The organism is Hymenobacter terrenus (genome assembly GCF_000972495.1).
Lineage (GTDB): Bacteria > Bacteroidota > Bacteroidia > Cytophagales > Hymenobacteraceae > Hymenobacter > Hymenobacter terrenus.
This window is the reverse complement of the sequence record NZ_LATM01000040.1, coordinates 14,449-30,448: the sequence shown is the minus strand read 5'-3', so window position 1 is coordinate 30,448 and position 16,000 is coordinate 14,449. Positions and strand designations below refer to the sequence as shown.

The window sequence follows — 16,000 nt, the reverse complement described above, 5'->3', positions numbered from 1 at the left end:
TCAGAAGTACTTACCCAAGTATTAAATATAATACATGTCCTTAGCGGGAAGTTCTCTTCCAACTATAGTGCTATCCGAATATCGCACGTTAAGGGCAGATTCTAGCCCCTACGGCCCTTTTTTAGCCCTTAGCGTGCGATATTCTCCGTTTCCTGAGAGGACCCCATCGAAGCCCTCTTCGCCTTCAACTGGGAACAGGCAACGGCACCGTCCGATTAACTTTTCCAAACCCTGCTGCCCCGAGAAAACCAGCCTGCTTCATGGCTATTACAAAAGGCCGGAGCGCAAGGGGGCCAGGAGAAATCAGGCAAACACGGGTAACTCGAGCTGGTCAATCTGCCCCTCGGCTTTCTGCGTATTTTCCGCCGCGTTGAACAGGAGCCCGGAAGCCTCAATGAACTGCACGTGTTGAATGCCCAGCGTACGCCACAAAAACGTGGCGTACGGCGTGGCGAAATCCTGGTCGCTGCCCAGGCCGGTGCCACCACTTGTAAAGACGATATAAATGCTGCGGGCGCGGAGCTTGCCGTGCCGAACGCCGTCGATATACTCAAACGTCAGGCCGGGGCGGACGACCTGGTCAACGTATGCTTTGAACGTGGAGGACACGGTCCAGTTGTACACGGGCAAGCCCAGCACCACCAGGTCGGCTGCCAGCAGTTCGGCTACCAGCTCGTTGGAAAGCTGCGTGGCGGCTTGCATGGCGGGCGTTGGGTTCTGCGCGGCGTACACAATGCCGTTAATGTGCCCCTCGGTCGGCAGCGGCACGCCTGCCGCCAAATCGCGGGTCGTCACATGGGCATCCGGATAGGCCTCCAGCAGCCGCGCCAGCAGGCGGTCGGTGAGGTGCCGGGACACGCTATCCGCATAGCGCGGGCTGCTGTCGAGGCGCAGAATGTTGAGGGGTTGCGACAGGGAGTGGTTCATGAAAATAAGGTTGAAGTGGGGTGATTACTGGTGGATTAAGGCAGCAGCACGCGGTTGCCCGTGCGTTGGCGGCTATCGAGCCGACGGTGGGCTTTGGCGGCTTGCGCCAGCGGCAGGGCGTGGTCGGGGGGCACCTGGGGCTGGCCCCTGGCCACGCCGCCGAACAAGGCCCCGAAGGCTTTTTGCATGAGCGACGGCTGCCTCCGGTATGCGCCCCCGTGGCTAAAGACGAACGCGCCTTCCCCCATCGGACACGGGCGCCGAAAAAAATAAGGAGTAGGTCTGCGGCCCGCTCAGTCAACCGGTAGAACAGGCTAAAAAACGGCTATGCGTAAGCGTCGACAGCTGCCCAGCAAAGCGCGGGTGATGAGCATTAAGGGAAACCGACCCCCTCCAGCTTGCGCCACAGCAGCTGCTGACGCGCCGCGCCCGTGGTGCGGTGCAAAGCTTCCGTCAGGTGGTGACGGGCCGCTGCCGGGTCGCCGTTCAACTGGTGCAAGTCCCCCAGCACAGCGTGGTACAGATAGCTGCCGGTCAGCGCCTGGGCTTGCGCCATTGCTTGCAGGCCCCGCGCGGTGCCATCGGCGCGGGCGACGGCCACAGCCCGGTGCAGGGCCACGACCGGGGAAGGGTGCAACGCCAGCAGGTGGTCGTAGAGCCGGCGAATGGCCCGCCAGTCGGTGGCGGCGTAGGCCGGGGCCCGGCAGTGCTCCAGCGCAATGCCCGCCTGCAGGTGGTAGGCACTGGCCGCGGGAGCGTCGGCGGCGCGGGCGAGGTGGCGCAATCCGCGGGCGATGAGCGGCTGGCTCCACCGGCGGCGGTCCTGCTGTTCGAGCAGGACCAGGTGGCCGTGCGCGTCGGTGCGGGCGGGCAGCCGGGCCGCCTGAAGGCAGAACAGGGCCAGCAGGGCGTGGGTGTCGGGGCCGTCGGTGCGCGGCTGCCGGGTGAGCAGCAGGCCCAGGCGCAACGCTTCGGCGCAGAGCTCTTGCCGGATGGGCGCGGCGGGCTGTTCGGAGTCGTAGCCTTCGCTGAAGAGCAGGTAAAGGGCGTGCAACACGGCCGCCAGGCGGCGGGTCAGCTCGGCGCCGGTGGGTACTTCCAACGATACGCCGGCGGTGCGCAGGGTTTCTTTGGCCCGAAACAGGCGCTTGGTGATGGTGTCGGGCGAGGTGAGAAAGGCGGCTGCAATTTCCGCTACGCTCAACCCGCCCAGGGTTTTCAGGCACAAGGCGACCTGCGCCGCCGGGCTCAGCGCCGGGTGGCAGCACACAAACAGCATCCGCAGCTGGCTGTCGGTTAGCTCCTCCGGCAGGTAGTGCGGCGCGGCTTCGGCCACGCGCTGCTCGGCCGCGCGTAGCGCCTGCCCGATGCGGCCCCGCCGCTGCTCGCGGCGTAGCCAGTCCAGGGTTTTGCGCTGGGCCACGCGGTACAGCCAGCCGGTGGGGTTGTCGGGCACGCCGTGCAGGCGCCAAGCGGTCAGGGCTTCCACCAAGGTATCCTGCACAAGGTCTTCGGCCGCGGCGAAGTGGGCCACGCCCAGCCAGCGCAGCAGCAGGGCGTGCAGCCGCCCTGCTTCGTGGCGAAACAGGTGCTCGATTAAATGCTCGGCGGAAGCAAATGACATGGGCAGGCGACAAGCGACGTACCATGGCCCGGCCAGCTAGGTAGCCGACCGGGCCGTGGCCGCACGGGCGAAAAAGGAAGTTAGTCGAACTTGACCAACGGGCGGACTTCGACGGCGCCGTTGTTGTCGAAGGCCGGGCAGCCCTGCGCCAGCTGGATGGCTTCGTCCAGGTCGTGCGCTTGCAGCAGCAGAAAGCCGCCGACCACTTCCTTGCCCTCGGTGAAGGGGCCGTCGGTACCCAGCTCGCCCCGGCGGCGCAACACCTTGCCCCGGGGCTGCAGGGCCTCAGCGCTCACCAGCCGGCCCTGCGCCGCGAGGCCGCCAATCCAGGTGTTCCACTTCGCCAGCTCGGCCTGCATGGCCTCGGGCGACAGGGCCCAGTACGCTTCCTCAGTATCGGCCGCGTTGTGGTAGAGAAGCATGAATTTGTCCATCGGAGTAAGATATGAGGGTTGAAAGAAGAGAAATTTGGTCTAAGACGAACTCGCCTTCCCCAATCGGACACAGGCGCCGAAAAAAATAAGGAGTTGGTCTATGGCCCGCTCAGTCAACCGGAAGAACAGGCTGAAAAACGGCTATGCGTAAGCGTCGACAGTTGCCAAGGCCACCGATTAACTTTTGGACCAAAATTTTAACCAAGACTAAGTCTCGTAAGCCGCTTTGCCTGTGGGCTACGTCCTGCAAGTAAGGATGTTGATAAACAAATAGGGAAAAACCTCTGACTCGGAGGTTTTTCCCTATTTGTTTATCAACATCCCGTACTCCGGTTGCTAAGCCGCTAACACCTTGAAGATGGCCGCGCCGTCTTCCTTCGCCAGCCCCTGACTCATGCCGGCCTTGAACAGAGCCGTGGCAAAGTCCGGCAATGCCCGGGAAACCTGCGCTTCCCGGGCTTGCCGGGCAATCAACTCCAGCCCGTGGTAGCAGGTTTCCAGCGAGCTCTGCGTGTTCGCGTACTTATCAGCAGCGATGGCCACGCTGCACTGCTGCATGATGGTGCCGATGGCTGGCGACCAGTCGCGAATCATGGCGCCAAATCCTTGAATGTCCAGTCCTTCGGCTTCGCAGATGCGAGCAGCATGCGCAAATCCAATCAGGGCACTGAAGAAATAGGACAGGAAGGCCAGGTCCAGCGCCGAGGCGGCGCTGGCCTTGGCACCCGTGAAAACGGTGTTGGGGGCCAGGATTTTCAATACCGGCTCCACTTGCGCAAACAGCTCCGGCTCGGCGGAAGCTAGGATGACGGCTTCGGCCGAGCCCATTTGGCTGGGCGTCACCATGATGGCTCCGTCAACGTAGCCAATGCCCTTGGCCCTCGCCCAGGCTTCGTCCTCGGTGGCATCCAGCGGGGTGCCCGTGCTGAGCTGAATCAGCGTTTTCCCGCTCAGGGCCTGCTCCACTCCAGTGTCGCGCAAGACGCTGCGGGCGCTCTCGTAATTGGTGACGCACACCACGACTACATCGCTGCGTTGAATGGCCTCAGCTGGGTCATCCAGCCGGGTCGCGCCCAACTCCACCAGAACCCGGGCCTTTTCGGGGCTGCGGTTCCAAACGGTTACGCGGTAGTTGTCTTTTAGCAGGAGCGTGGCCAAGGCCGTTCCCATCGAGCCCAGCCCGATAAACGTTACATGTTTTGTTGCAGACATCGACTTGTTGTTGGTTCGGTTGCAAAGCTCCGGTGGTCCGCAGGGCCCGGCAATACGGGGCAAAATCTTCGGATACGGACAATTTTTTCCATATCCGAAGATTTCCTGCTCGCCTTCCTTTGCCCTATTTTTAGGGTATGTATGAAAAGAAAATACCCAAGAGCTTTGACTGTGGCTTCTCCGTCCTCATGGAAATCATCGGGGGCAAGTGGAAGTCATACCTGCTCTATCTAATTGACCAAGGAGTTCGTCGCCCCACGGCCTTGCAGCGCGCTATTCCCTCCGCTAGCCGCCGGGTGTTGGATTTGCAGCTGCGCGAGCTGGAATCTCATGGCATCCTGCAGCGGAAAATTTATCCCGAACTGCCTCCCAAGGTGGAATACTCGCTGACCCCATTCGGCGAATCGCTGCTGCCCGTCATTGCCAGTATGGACCGTTGGGGAGAAAAGCACCTCGCCCAATTCGAGCAGCTGGTCAAGCAAAAGCCGGTGGAACCCCAGCCGCACGGGGGGTAAGGTTGGGGCGGCGGCCGCTTGCAACTGGCCACCAGAGATGGTTAGCCGCAAGCTGTCGGGCCGGTAGAGGCGGTGCGTGGGCTGCACGGTGAAGAATAGTGACTAGAGCAGGGGAAAAAGGACTGGTTTAGTAGAACAATCTTCTTCTAAAAGTTACGCGCCAGCGGGCCTCTTGCATAAGAGGCCTTTCGTGTCAAGTGGAAAAAATCTGGCAGCCAGCCCTGCTAACGGCTCACGGCTTCGCTGGGCAGCTGTGCCTTCGTTTCAATCTCCTTTTCGGCCTTCTTATAGCAGCGGGGGGCCGGCGCACGGCCAGGGCGCGCCGCAGCGCCTCGCTGACCAAATCCTCAAGCATGGTCTCGCGCACGTCCCAGCCCACGACTTTGCGCGCGCAGCGGTCAAGCCAGACGGCCAAGTAAAGCCAGCCGCCACCCTGGCGGGGCAGGTAGGTGATGTCGCCCACCCACACCCGGTTGGCAGCCGTGGGGGCCGGCTGGCCGAGCAAGCGGTTGGGCGCGGCGCGCACGGCGGGGTCCGAATCGGTGGTGTGGGGCACAAACGAGCGGGGCTGTTGGGCCCGCAGGCCGTGCGCTTTGAGCACACGCCGGATGCGCCAGCGCCCCACGGCGTGGCCATCGGCCTGCACTTCCACCCGCAGCCGGCGCGTGCCGTAGCGCTGACTGTGATAGGCAAACGCCTCGCGTACGGCCACTTGCCAAGCCGGCTCGACCGTCGGCACCTGCTGGCGGCGCTGCCACGCATAGTACGCCGCCGGAGCCACGCGCAGCACCTGGCAGAGCTGGCGCACGGGCACCTGGCCGGCCCGCTGGGCGATGTGCTGATAGACGCTCACGGGGTCGGCTGGCCGAAGATGACCAAGGCTTTTTTTAAAATATCGAGCTCCTGCGCCGGCCGCTTGTTGGCCGCGCGCAGGGCGCGCACCTCTGGGTCGCGGGCTACTTCCACGCTGCCCACCTCGGCCACGACTTGCGCCTGCTGCCAGCGGTAGAGTAGCTTGGGACTGATACCTAGCTGCCGGGCCGCGGCCTGCGTGCTGCGGCTCTCGCTGGCCAAGCGCAGGGCTTCCGCCTTGAACGCCGCGTCGTCTTTACGCCGTTTGTCGGGCGACGTCCCGCTGGATTTTGTTACCATAACAGAAGAAATATACGTCCTTCTTCTGTCCGGCTAACCTAGACCACCTCACTTCATTACCTTCGGGGCCCCACCTTGTTGACCCGTTTGTATGCATTTTGAGAAAACCCAAGCTCGCCAGCTTCGCAACAGTCCTTTAAGAAAGATCGGAGTCGCTCTCTGGGCTGTTGCGATAGTGCTGATGGCGGCCGTCACTACACCAACCATCGCACAGGAGGCGATTGCACAGCAGTGGGCCGCTGCGCCAACGACAGGGATTTTGACCGAGACCAAAACCTTCCGCAACGGTAACGCAACGCTAAGCGGAACGCTTTACCTTCCTCGTGGCGGACAGGTACTAGGCGCTGTGGTGGTAACGCATACGGCGTCCAAGCCGTTGCGCGATGCGCCGCTTTACCGACACCTGATCGAGATGCTGCCGCCCCTCGGTATCGCGGTGCTGACCTATGACAGGCGCGGCAGCGGGCAATCGGGCGGGAGCCTCCGCGACAGCGACTATTTACTACTTGCCGATGATGCGATCGCGGCGGTGCGGATGCTCAAGACCGATTCGCGGATCGATCCAGAACGGATCGGCATCTGGGGACTAAGCCAAGGCGGCTGGCTTTCGCTGCTTGCTGCTACGCGTAGTTCCGACGTACGCTTCGTCGTCTCGATCGCCGCACCGATCGTCGCACCTGACGTGCAGATGATGTTCCGGTCCGAAAGCTACCTGCGCATCAACGATTATCCTGAAGCGGACATCGCGCAGATGCGCGCGGCGCGCCAAGCGGTCGATGACTACATGCGTGGAACCGGCGATCGTGCGGTCGCACAGGCGCTTGTCGATGCAGCAGCGACCAAGCCGTGGTTCGATCAACTCTATCTTGGCAAGACTGTGGGCGACCGGGCGACCTCGCGCTGGCGCAGGGAGATCGAATACGATCCCTTGCCCACGCTCGACCACGTTCGGGTGCCGGCGTTGATCTTGTTCGGCGCCAATGATCCAGTGGTGCCCGTAGCAACCTCGGTCACGCGGATAAACGCCCGATCGCGTCCAAATCTCACCGTCCGAGTGGTCGCGGGTGCCGACCATCACATGGCAACTTCGATGAGTCCTAGAGCGCAGATGGACCCTAACCAGACGGAGCGGGTGCGGCCTGAAGCGCCAGAATATTTTTCGCTACTGGCGGGTTGGTTGACCAACCAAGAGATCTCGCGCGTCAAATGATGCTCACCAGCCAGGCTATCTGCTGCTGATTCCACGCGACAACTGGGCCTGTCACCACGCCAGTACCTAGCCTGGCTGCTCGCCGGCAAGCCTACCAAGCATAAGAAGGTACAGCAGGTGAAGGATGCCGAGCTAGTAGAGCAGGAAGAACGCCGGCACCAGTGGGAAGTAGAAATTCTGGTCGATTAACTTTTGTACCAAACTTTTAACCAAGGCCGATTTTCCACGTCATGGCCTCGTTAGCCCAGTTTGAGAGCGCCCTCATCAGCCAGCGCGTGCGCGCCGGCATGGCCCGGGCCAAAGCCCAAGGCAAGCACGTGGCCCGCCCGCGGCTGGCGCAGGCCAAGCAGGAGGCCATTGCCCAGCTCCTGGGCGAAGGCCTGTCCATGAATCAGGTCAGCAGGCAGCTAGACGTAGCCTATGGCACGGTCTACAATTACGCCCAGAAAACAAAGAGCGGCGGGGATTAGGCAAGGGAGCAAACCATTACCCCGTTGGCCGCTGCTACTCATTCAATACTAGTGCGGCGGATGCGACTCAGGGACTGGGGCGTGATGCCGAGATAAGAGGCCAGGTGCGCTAGCGGAATGCGGTTGGCCAGGGTGGGAAATTGGCGCAGGAAATGGCGGTAGCGGGTGGCCGCGTCGTCGTGGACCAGCGGACTGCGCCGCCCCACTTTCTCGAGCAGAGCCCGACTGATGAGCGTGCGTTCGATGGCCTCCCAGCCCACCATGGTCGCGCGCAGGTTCTCCCAGGCGCGGGCGCTGAAGACCAGCACCTGCGCCGCGGTCACGGCTTGAATGTACTCGGTGGAGGGCAACTGGTACTGCTGGCTTTGCAGGTCCACCATGAAGTGGGCCTCGTCGAGAAAGTACTTGGTCACGTCCCGGCCTTCTCGGTCGAAGTAACATACCCGAAACACGCCGCTGACCACGAACCCAATCTCCTGGGCCACCCGCCCGGCCTGGGCGAAGTACTCGCCGGGGCGGTACGCGCACTCCGCCGCTGCCCCCACAATCAGGGCCAGCTGCTCGGGCGTGAACGGGGCCATCTGGCGCAGAAAAAGGGCAAGCGAAGCGGGAGGCAGCATAGCAGCGGTTAACGCATGGGTTGCGCGTGGGCGGCGGCGTCCTGCTGCACGCGCGCCACCGCCGCCTGCATGTAGGGCCGCCAGCGGTGGCGCACAAAGAAGGCCAGAAAGGGCCGCACTAGGAAATTCTTCGGGACAAACGTGTAGCGCCACACCACCACGGTACGGCCCTGTTCCTGCCGCCACCACCACTCCCCGACGGCGTACTGGGCCACGTATTTAGCCGCCAGGGTAAACTCCTCGACCCGGTAGGCAAAGTATTCGCCCTCCCGGTAGTGGGTGATGGTTTCCCGGGCCGAATCGCCCGTTTCGAAGTACACGTGCCGCGACTGCCCCACCGCGTTCCAGGGAGCAACCACGCTGGTACCCGTGATGGCGGGCAGGCCATAGCCGGCCCGAAAAATACGCTCCAGCGGGATGGGCACCAAGTGCCGGAAGGCTTGCGCCGGGGGCAGGGGGACGGTCGCCTCCACGGTCGCCGCGACTCCTTTGACGGCGGCAGCGTCTTGCGCCGCGGCGGATAGGGCCAAGGCGAGGAGGGGAAGCAGCACGGAAATAAGGGGTGGCATCTGCGGCATGGGAATAGCTTATTCGGGAAAGAATAAGCAAAGCTCCCCCGACCGAGGGCGCGATTACTTACCATTTGGTAAAAAGCGCCCCCCAATGGCCGGTATAGGGAGCCAAATCCTAGAAAACGGCAGCGCCAGGGACCGCCGGCAAAACCTTTACAAGGCAGCGTCAGCCGTTTTTCCTATCTCTCAACCACACGCAAGAGTGCTTAGCGTGTAAATCCGCCCGTTTGGATACTGTTGGCGAATTGGTCTTAAGCCATTGATGGCTCGAAGGCGGCCCGACGTGTCTGGGCTAACAGCACTTCGTTTAACCAGTTAACGATCCGCCACAAATAGCCTTTCTACCGCAAAACGAATTCGCCAACAGTATCCTTTTGGAAGAAGAACCCCTATACCTCCCCACCGCCCCCAAAATCCTATCAATCGGAACAACAGGGAAAAGGAAGGCCGCGAGAAGCCCGTAGTTCGCGGCAGGTGCCGGTGCGCGGGGAGGTGGTAGGCTTTCGACCTGCCGGCCGTTTTATTCAACCACGAGTGGACAGTTGCCGTGCTGGTCACCTGCGGCTACGTGCAAGTAGTATAGGCCCGGTACCAAGCCGGTCAGCGGCACGTTGAGTGGGGCGCCGCCGGCCGAAGAGGCCACGGTCTGCGTGCGCAGCGTCTGCCCCAGCGCGTTGGTCAACATAAGCGTGACTGGTGCAGCGACGGGCAGGGCTGGCAGGCGAAGCAGGGCTTGCCCGCGTGCCGGGTTGGGCCACAGCGCCAGGCCCGACATGCGGATAAGTTGGCTGGTCGCTAGCGGCGTCGTGAGAGGCAGTACGGCCACAAAGCCGAGGGCCTCGGTAAGATTCCCATTTGACAGCGTAAGGCTCCCAAAGCTCGCAGAAGGTCCCGAAAAATCGCCGGCCACATACACCCCCGTGCTACTTACGGCGATGGCGCGGGCCGCGTCGCGGCCGCGGCCGCCGGCCGGTTGAGCCCAGGCAAAAGAACTGCTGGCCCCGGCATCGGCGAGCTTTACGACGAAGCTATCGTCACCGCCGGTGTTCAGGAGGGTACTGGCACCAAAATCGGCCGAGGGGCTGCTGAATTGACCCGCCACATACACGTCGGAGCCATTAACGGCTAAGGCATTGGCTTTGTCGGCCCCTACCCCGCCTGCCCGCTGGGCCCACAGGAAGGAGCCGGCGTCCGTGAGTTTGGTCACGAACATGTCCCCGGCGTCAGGTCCAATACCGGCATCGGAAAGAAGGCTGGCCCCAAAAGCGGCTGAGGGGCTGCGGAATTCGCCCGCCACATACACGCTGTTGCCGCGCACTGCCACCGCTTCTGCAAAATCGTTTCCTCCGGCACCCCCGGCCCGCTGTACCCAGCTAAAGAATCCGGTCGTTCCCGCGTCGGTCAGTTTGGCCACGAAGGCATCGGTGTCACCACTGCTGGTCGTGCTGGCGTTCAGGGTAATACTACCAAAGATACCCGTGGGACCGGAGAAAGCGCCGGTCACGTACAAGCTGGCCCCCGTCACGTCGATAGCCGCCGCTTCGTCATAGCTAGTACCACCGGCTCGTTGTACCCAGGTGAAAACGGCACTCGGGCCCGCATCCGTGAGTTTGGCCACAAACACATCGGCACTGCCGACAGTGGCGATAGTCGTGCTGCCAAAGTCGGCGGACGCGCTAAAGAAATGGCCGGCTAGGTACACATTCGCTCCGCTCACGGCGAGTGCGCTGGCGACGTCGCTGTTGGCGCCGCCAGCCCGTTGAGCCCACACAAAGTCGGCGCTGTTGCCTGCATCCGAAAGCTTGGTTACGAACGCATCTCTTGAGCCGGCGTTGGTGAGCACCTCACTGCCAAAGGTGGCAGTGCCGCTCTCAAACTGGCCCGCGACGTACACATTCGCGCCGTTGATGGCCAGGGCCGTTGCCACATCGGGGCCGGAACCACCGGCCCGCTGGGCCCAGACAAAACTGCCGGTCGCCGGGCTCCATTTGGCTACGAAAATATCCGTACTGCCCACACTGGTGAGCGCGGTACTCCCCAGGCTGATGGTGCCCGCAAAGAAGCCCGTCACATACACATTACCGCTGGCATCGGTCGCCGTGGCGGCCACGGAGGAGGAAGAGGTGTTGTTGCCGGCGGGCACCGCCACGGCGGTTTGCCAAGCCGGGGCTTGGGCACGAGCACCCGAACGGACTAGCAAAGGCAGTGCGATTAGCAACGCCAAGGAGGAGGCGCGTAAGTAGGAGGGCATGAGCGAGGCAGGGGTAAATGAGAAGGCACGGAAACGCCACCGTGCAAAAGTACTGTAGAGTAAAAATAAAAGAAGGCGATTAGGATAAAATAGGGGCATTAAGAAATCCTAATGCTAGGAAAAGTACCCGGGGAATGCGGGCGATGGGGTGGGCGAAAAACCGCACGGATTTCAAGGTTGGATGTTGTTAAACAAATAGGGTAAAACGGCCGAGTTGTGTGCGTGGGCACTTTCAATTGTCCTGCTGCTGGCTAGAAACGGAGGCCAAACTGCACGGCGCCGGCATAGATCGGTTTCTCCGAAGACTGGCCCACAATGGGGTGCTTCTCACTCTGATAGGCAACGTACAGCACGCCCAGCGGTTGCAAGTTAATATAGGGTTTTACCCGCTTGCCGCCCAGGGGCAGCTTATAGCCCAGAAACGCGCCCACCTCGACGTCGAAGCTCTGGTAATCACGCCCATCGACCACCGATTTCTTCAGCGTACCCTGCCCAAACCCCGCTTGGGCATCGAAGTTGATGCGCGAGGTGAAATAATGCCGATACCCGACCAGGGCTTCCCAGTTCGACCAGTCGCCTTCGTCCTCGCGAAACTCCTGGGGACGGACGTTAAAGCCCAGGTACATGGCGCTGGGCCGGTCGGTGCCGGGCCGCAGGTTGTAAAGGACCTTCCCGTTGTAGAGGTTGCCGGGAAAAATGGGCCAGAGGATGTTCACCTCCGCCGATAGGCGGCTGGTCGGCGGCGCGGCCGTGGGCGTTTGCGCCTGCGTACTCAACATGGAAAACAGCCCGCACAGGGGCGACAGAAACTTTTTCATACAATGCGGAAAAGGAAATAAATACTATTTATGTTAGATACAGTCAGATGACGGTGCGCTTGGTTGCCGACGCTGACCAGCGGTAGCTGCTGGGGGATGGACAAGGGGAGATGCAGCGCGGCACCCGGCAGGGCAGTGGGAACGGAGCGTCAAACAGGGGCATGGAACAGGTTAGGCATCCGCAGCGGCCCTCGCCCTCAGGGGCTGTTAGGGTACCGCCGCGGTAGCTCCAACGTTGAGCCCGGTGCTCCGAATGACTTGGGATACTGGACGCGGCGACCAGCGGAAAAATGAGGCAGCTTCAGCAGTGGCGCATGAGCTTTGGATTTGGTTGATGCCCCAAAAGTGGCCGCGGCGCCGGGCCCGGAAAAGCACATTTGCCCCGAGCCGTTGCTAAACGAGGGGCGAACCGTCAGAATGAGGGAGTGAGTGCACGCGTAGAATGCTGGAACTCGAGACAGGATTCCTCTAGCAGGGCCGGGCTTACGCCTCAACAGTGGACAAGTGCCTTTGCTGCCTCTGGTGCCGTTTTACAACCCGTTGTAGCCCGCAGGTTTTCGACCCACAGGTGCCCTCATGAGCTGGAAGGGGACGCGTTAGAGTAAAGTATAAGTTTTTTAATAGTAATATATAAAATACAATAATAAATATGCTTAGTCCTAAAAGCTGGTAGCTGGGCTTTCAACATTCACCCGGCGCAGGGCTTGAAAAAGTGTTCGAGAAACCCTCCCGAAAACGGATCCTCAAAACGCCATGCTCATGGCGGATAAGGCGGGCAGTAAAAACGTACGAGAAACAGTCGTTTTTCGTACAGGGCTCTTTTAACCGGCTTTGGCCGCGCTAGGCTACTCTTTCGCCGGTATGACTGGCTTAGCGCCAGCTTGGGCCTGCAGGGCGGCCGTCACAGCGTCGAGCCGCCGGACTAATTCCTCGTTCGAGGGGAAGAAGGGCCACAGTTCGTTGGGCAAGGTGTCGGTGTAGGTGTACGTGGCCACGCCGATGGGTTTGTTCACGTCGCGCAAGGCAAACTCCACCACCGTGCGGTTTTTGCTCTGGCAGATGATGATGCCGATGCTGGGCTGCTCGTGGGCCTTGCGCACGGTCTGGTTCAGCAACGAGAGATAGAAGTTCATTTTGCCGGCGTACTCGGGCCGAAACTCGTCAATCTTGAGCTCCACCGCCACCAGACACTGCAGTTCGCGGTGAAAGAGCAGCAAATCGAGGAAGTACTCTTGCCCGGCCAGTTCCAGCCGGTACTGGTTGCCGACAAACGTGAAATCGCCGCCCATCTCACTGAGGAAGCGCCGCACGTTGCCCAGCAGGGCCTGTTCCAGCTCGTATTCGGAGTGGGGCACGCTGAGTTCGAGAAAGTCAAACAAGTACTCGTCCTTCAGAGCGAGCACGGCCGATGACTGCTGCGGGCCGGGCACGGTCTGCTCAAAGTTGTGCTGGGCCGTTAACGTCTTCTGGTACGCGTGGGCTTTGAACTGCTGGAGCAGCGCGGCCTTGGTCCAGTGGTACTGCCGTGCTTGCGTGACGTAGAACAAGCGCTCCTGGCTCGACTGACTTTTCTCCAAGATGACGACGTTCAGGCTCCAGCCTAATTCTCGCACCAGCGGTGCGAGAACTTCGTCGTCGGCGTAGGCCAAGTAAAAGGCGCGCATGCGCCACAGGTTCGACGCCGAAAAACCACTCAGCCCCGCGAATTCGGCCTGTAGATCGCGGGCCAGGGTTTCGACAATCCCTTTGCCCCAGCCGGCGTGCTACTGCCGGTCGGCGATCAGGCGGCCCAGGTCCCAATAGAGCTGCAGCTGCTCGCGGTTGACCAGTTGCAGGGCCTGGTACTGGGCCGCGCGGACGCGCTGCGTGATAGCGGTCAGAAACTGGGGATAGTCGGCGGGGACCAAGCTCATGGGCAATCAGGGAGAAGCAGTGAGCGCACGCCGTGCGCATCCATCAGATCCTAAAAGGCGGCAAGTTCGGGCGCCGGAGGCAGAAAGTTTCCCATACGACCTCCGGTCGCACAAACCTCGTCGGAAAGAGTGTAAATTGTAGAAGAAGATGAGCACGAAATGCCCAATTTTAGTATCGTACGGTAGAAGAAAATGAGCACGAAGGTAGAAGTTGGTAGACCTTATGTTGCTGTACGGTAGAAGTACGTGAGCACAGTTGCATCAAATCAATGGTCAAGTATCACCAGATTGCCTCTGTGTTTAGTAATAACTGTCTCGCTCACTTGTGTCCCACTACTTCACAAGCCGAGCGCCTTGGCGGCATTGCCTTTCACTGCTGAGGTCAGGCTGGTGTAGCGGGGGGAGACGAAATCCGACTTGTGGTTGGTTTGATTCCTGATAAAGTCATGATTCTGTCCGGCGAGCTTGGCCGTGGTGATAAAAGAAGCCCGCAATGAATGCGCTGTATAGGGCACATTCTCAGCAAAATCACCCAGATGCTTATGTACTAAGTCGTTTACACTCTGGGGCGATAGTCGTTTTAACGTGGGCAATCCTGTGCCTGGTGTGCGTCCGCGGCTAAATGATACAAAGACAGGACCCTGCAGTCGGCCTTGGAGTTGTTTCACCCATTCTTTGTAGGCAGTAATGGGGCAGAAAAGCGGATTTTGTGCGTGGTACAGGACTTTTTCTTCACCAGTCCCGTTTTGGGTGGTTTTGCTGCGGCTCATTCGAATAATGAGGACCTCCCCGTCATACTTCAGGTCCTCGATGTTAAGGGCTGCCAGTTCCGACCGACGAAAAGCGCCAGCAAAGCCCATTAACAATAGAGCGCCCGGTCGCGCAGCCCAGACGCTGTGTCCAGGTTGAGCTGCGTAATGCAATTCTTGAGGTGTTCAACGGTAAAGGCGGGGGCCTGCCGTTGTTGCTTGCCCACTTTCTTCGCAATGCCGCGCAACACCCTCTTCAGCGCTGGGGTGCCAGCTACTGACGGAAGCTGGTTCAAGCGGTGCCACTTCTGGATGGACCATAAGTGATGATGAATGGTGGCCAACTTTTTTTGCTTGTCGGCGAGGGTAGTCAGGTAGCCCGTCAGGGTGGTCAAATCAGCTGGGTAAGGAGTGAATTGGTGCTGCGTGCAAAAAGCCTCGTAGCTGCGCAAATCTGCCTTATAGGTTCGCTGAGTATTGGCAGACCTTGGTACTCCTAAGTCACTGTATCCTTGGGCTGCCCGGCCTAGCGGGCTGCACTCGTTGCGCAACGCCCCTTTATAGGCCCATTGAGCATTGGAGCGGCTCCGTACTGCTAAGTCCTGGTACCGTTGGGCCGCCGGGCTAAGCTCGTCGCCGGGCGACTGGGACCTCTGCGCGGGTGCTGTGGCTGGATGAACTGTCCCGGGGCTGGTTTTGGCGGGTCTGGTTGCGGACATACGATTTACGTGAGTATAAAACAGCTAAGCCCATGCAAAATGCAGCAGATAATCAGCACGAATCGCCCGGAAAACTTAGGACAAAACCTTGCTCATCAGCTGGCAAGAGCTGGTCCGAATTTACGGATCAAAGTGGTGAACGGCCGTTGCTTCAGCCGTCGTCGCTTTGAACCATAGTGGCGGGTGAATTGCTGGCTCCACCGCAATCAGTTGTGGGCGCACGCACGAGGCTGAAGCTGGCGTTACTTTTCCACCGCGATGCAAGCTTGCCGCGCGTGGTAATCGCAGCGGAGTCACTCGGCCCGCGGGTCTGGTAATGGCCATTGGCTTCGGCTAAGACGAGATGAAGCCGTGTCATTATTGCTTGGTCTGGCTTATCAGGACCACGGTACTAACCGCTCGCACTCCTAAGCCAATCTCCCCATTTCGCCCAGCAGCTGGTGCCTACGAACCTAGTTTTTGCGACAGTATTCCCCTGGCCAGCGCGGCGCGCTCACTGCCCTGAATAAATTTAGCGTTGAATGCAGCCATCTCACGCGAGCACCGCCACTGTTAGTGCCCCACGGAGCGCCAGCCACAGCAAAGCATTGGTCATCAACATCAATGAATCTTTGTGGCGGTGCGCATCAGGTGAAATTTTCTGAGTAACTTATTACTGGGAATCAGTCGGATTCGTTTCGCGCACTTTCGGCAGATAAGCAGCAGGAAGAAACTGGGTTTCTTATTTTCTGTCTGCCAAGGGCTGGGGCTTTTAGATAGGTGCTAACAGTTGGCAAAAGCTATTGTGCTAAATAACAGAAGTATGTGTGCGGAA

General features: G+C 60.4%; 18 protein-coding genes and 1 pseudogene. 3 read left to right on the top strand and 16 right to left on the bottom strand.

Annotation, left to right across the window (positions count from 1 at the left end; all coding sequences use genetic code 11):
- Positions 1–303 precede the first annotated feature (303 nt).
- The 5 genes from WX88_RS24425 to WX88_RS24405 all read right to left on the bottom strand — a co-directional run bounded on the left by WX88_RS24425 (position 304) and on the right by WX88_RS24405 (position 4,197).
- Positions 304–927, bottom strand: a complete 624-nt coding sequence (locus WX88_RS24425; RefSeq protein WP_046247050.1) for an FMN-dependent NADH-azoreductase — start codon at positions 925–927, stop codon at positions 304–306.
- 35 nt (positions 928–962) lie between these two features.
- Positions 963–1,115 (bottom strand): zinc-binding dehydrogenase, encoded by a 153-nt coding sequence (locus WX88_RS24420; protein WP_197076927.1) that lies wholly within the window; start codon positions 1,113–1,115, stop codon positions 963–965.
- Between the two features lie 185 nt (positions 1,116–1,300).
- Entirely contained in the window at positions 1,301–2,551 is a 1,251-nt protein-coding gene (locus WX88_RS24415; protein ID WP_046247048.1) for an RNA polymerase sigma factor, read from the bottom strand.
- A gap of 80 nt (positions 2,552–2,631) precedes the next feature.
- On the bottom strand, positions 2,632–2,985 hold the full coding sequence (locus tag WX88_RS24410) for a YciI family protein (protein WP_046247047.1): 354 nt from the start codon (positions 2,983–2,985) through the stop codon (positions 2,632–2,634).
- Between the two features lie 336 nt (positions 2,986–3,321).
- On the bottom strand, positions 3,322–4,197 hold the full coding sequence (locus WX88_RS24405) for an NAD(P)-dependent oxidoreductase (protein ID WP_046247046.1): 876 nt from the start codon (positions 4,195–4,197) through the stop codon (positions 3,322–3,324).
- A gap of 137 nt (positions 4,198–4,334) precedes the next feature.
- On the opposite strand from WX88_RS24405, the gene WX88_RS24400 reads away from it, so the two are divergent.
- Positions 4,335–4,712, top strand: coding sequence for a winged helix-turn-helix transcriptional regulator (locus WX88_RS24400; RefSeq protein ID WP_046247045.1), 378 nt, complete (start codon positions 4,335–4,337; stop codon positions 4,710–4,712).
- 232 nt (positions 4,713–4,944) lie between these two features.
- Here the strand turns inward: WX88_RS24400 and WX88_RS24395 are convergent, their stop codons facing one another.
- A complete protein-coding gene (locus WX88_RS24395) occupies positions 4,945–5,565 on the bottom strand; it encodes an IS3 family transposase (RefSeq protein ID WP_052733066.1) in 621 nt (206 codons plus the stop codon).
- Complete coding sequence (locus WX88_RS24390) at positions 5,562–5,864, bottom strand: transposase (RefSeq protein ID WP_046247044.1); 303 nt, start codon at positions 5,862–5,864, stop codon at positions 5,562–5,564. Before WX88_RS24390 ends, WX88_RS24395 begins: the two co-directional genes overlap by 4 nt.
- 91 nt (positions 5,865–5,955) lie before the next feature.
- Here WX88_RS24390 and WX88_RS24385 point away from each other — a divergent pair, with 91 nt between their 5' ends.
- Positions 5,956–7,074, top strand: a complete 1,119-nt coding sequence (locus tag WX88_RS24385; RefSeq protein ID WP_046247043.1) for an alpha/beta hydrolase family protein — start codon at positions 5,956–5,958, stop codon at positions 7,072–7,074.
- A gap of 230 nt (positions 7,075–7,304) precedes the next feature.
- Complete coding sequence (locus tag WX88_RS24380) at positions 7,305–7,544, top strand: recombinase family protein (RefSeq protein ID WP_077068283.1); 240 nt, start codon at positions 7,305–7,307, stop codon at positions 7,542–7,544.
- 38 nt (positions 7,545–7,582) lie between these two features.
- Here WX88_RS24380 and WX88_RS24375 read toward each other — a convergent pair whose 3' ends face one another.
- From WX88_RS24375 to WX88_RS30500, 9 genes and pseudogenes are all read right to left on the bottom strand, one after another.
- Positions 7,583–8,164, bottom strand: a complete 582-nt coding sequence (locus WX88_RS24375; protein WP_156176406.1) for a Crp/Fnr family transcriptional regulator — start codon at positions 8,162–8,164, stop codon at positions 7,583–7,585.
- 8 nt (positions 8,165–8,172) lie between these two features.
- Complete coding sequence (locus WX88_RS24370; protein ID WP_197076926.1) at positions 8,173–8,715, bottom strand: SRPBCC family protein; 543 nt, start codon at positions 8,713–8,715, stop codon at positions 8,173–8,175.
- A 541-nt stretch (positions 8,716–9,256) separates the two neighbouring features.
- A complete protein-coding gene (locus WX88_RS24365) occupies positions 9,257–10,987 on the bottom strand; it encodes a T9SS type A sorting domain-containing protein (protein ID WP_046247041.1) in 1,731 nt (576 codons plus the stop codon).
- A 251-nt stretch (positions 10,988–11,238) separates the two neighbouring features.
- Positions 11,239–11,805: a hypothetical protein gene (locus WX88_RS24360; RefSeq protein WP_046247040.1), complete on the bottom strand. Its 567-nt coding sequence runs from the start codon at positions 11,803–11,805 to the stop codon at positions 11,239–11,241.
- 845 nt (positions 11,806–12,650) lie between these two features.
- Complete coding sequence (locus tag WX88_RS31860; RefSeq protein ID WP_394331763.1) at positions 12,651–13,304, bottom strand: PDDEXK nuclease domain-containing protein; 654 nt, start codon at positions 13,302–13,304, stop codon at positions 12,651–12,653.
- Positions 13,281–13,553: pseudogene (locus WX88_RS31855) on the bottom strand (DUF1016 N-terminal domain-containing protein); the annotation flags it as partial. The gene WX88_RS31860 and the pseudogene WX88_RS31855, both read right to left, overlap by 24 nt.
- Positions 13,554–13,568: 15 nt before the next feature.
- On the bottom strand, positions 13,569–13,718 hold the full coding sequence (locus tag WX88_RS31025; RefSeq protein ID WP_197076925.1) for a DUF1016 N-terminal domain-containing protein: 150 nt from the start codon (positions 13,716–13,718) through the stop codon (positions 13,569–13,571).
- 338 nt (positions 13,719–14,056) lie between these two features.
- Complete coding sequence (locus WX88_RS24350; RefSeq protein WP_046247039.1) at positions 14,057–14,578, bottom strand: tyrosine-type recombinase/integrase; 522 nt, start codon at positions 14,576–14,578, stop codon at positions 14,057–14,059.
- Positions 14,578–15,186 carry a hypothetical protein gene (locus WX88_RS30500; RefSeq protein ID WP_156176405.1) on the bottom strand — a complete coding sequence of 203 codons (609 nt, stop codon included), beginning with the start codon at positions 15,184–15,186 and terminating at the stop codon, positions 14,578–14,580. The genes WX88_RS24350 and WX88_RS30500 overlap by 1 nt, the downstream gene beginning before the upstream one ends.
- Positions 15,187–16,000 lie beyond the last annotated feature (814 nt).

Bases quoted from the DNA above. Each gene is read 5' to 3' on its own strand.
- WX88_RS24380 (WP_077068283.1), top strand. From the start codon at position 7,305: ATGGCCTCGTTAGCCCAGTTTGAGAGCGCCCTCATCAGCCAGCGCGTG.
- WX88_RS24410 (WP_046247047.1), bottom strand. From the start codon at position 2,985: ATGGACAAATTCATGCTTCTCTACCACAACGCGGCCGATACTGAGGAA.
- WX88_RS30500 (WP_156176405.1), bottom strand. From the start codon at position 15,186: ATGTCCGCAACCAGACCCGCCAAAACCAGCCCCGGGACAGTTCATCCA.
- WX88_RS24405 (WP_046247046.1), bottom strand. From the start codon at position 4,197: ATGTCTGCAACAAAACATGTAACGTTTATCGGGCTGGGCTCGATGGGA.
- WX88_RS24390 (WP_046247044.1), bottom strand. From the start codon at position 5,864: ATGGTAACAAAATCCAGCGGGACGTCGCCCGACAAACGGCGTAAAGAC.
- WX88_RS24400 (WP_046247045.1), top strand. From the start codon at position 4,335: ATGTATGAAAAGAAAATACCCAAGAGCTTTGACTGTGGCTTCTCCGTC.
- WX88_RS24420 (WP_197076927.1), bottom strand. From the start codon at position 1,115: ATGCAAAAAGCCTTCGGGGCCTTGTTCGGCGGCGTGGCCAGGGGCCAG.
- WX88_RS24375 (WP_156176406.1), bottom strand. From the start codon at position 8,164: ATGCTGCCTCCCGCTTCGCTTGCCCTTTTTCTGCGCCAGATGGCCCCG.
- WX88_RS24365 (WP_046247041.1), bottom strand. From the start codon at position 10,987: ATGCCCTCCTACTTACGCGCCTCCTCCTTGGCGTTGCTAATCGCACTG.
- WX88_RS24350 (WP_046247039.1), bottom strand. From the start codon at position 14,578: ATGGGCTTTGCTGGCGCTTTTCGTCGGTCGGAACTGGCAGCCCTTAAC.
- WX88_RS31025 (WP_197076925.1), bottom strand. From the start codon at position 13,718: ATGAGCTTGGTCCCCGCCGACTATCCCCAGTTTCTGACCGCTATCACG.
- WX88_RS24415 (WP_046247048.1), bottom strand. From the start codon at position 2,551: ATGTCATTTGCTTCCGCCGAGCATTTAATCGAGCACCTGTTTCGCCAC.
- WX88_RS24360 (WP_046247040.1), bottom strand. From the start codon at position 11,805: ATGAAAAAGTTTCTGTCGCCCCTGTGCGGGCTGTTTTCCATGTTGAGT.
- WX88_RS24385 (WP_046247043.1), top strand. From the start codon at position 5,956: ATGCATTTTGAGAAAACCCAAGCTCGCCAGCTTCGCAACAGTCCTTTA.
- WX88_RS24425 (WP_046247050.1), bottom strand. From the start codon at position 927: ATGAACCACTCCCTGTCGCAACCCCTCAACATTCTGCGCCTCGACAGC.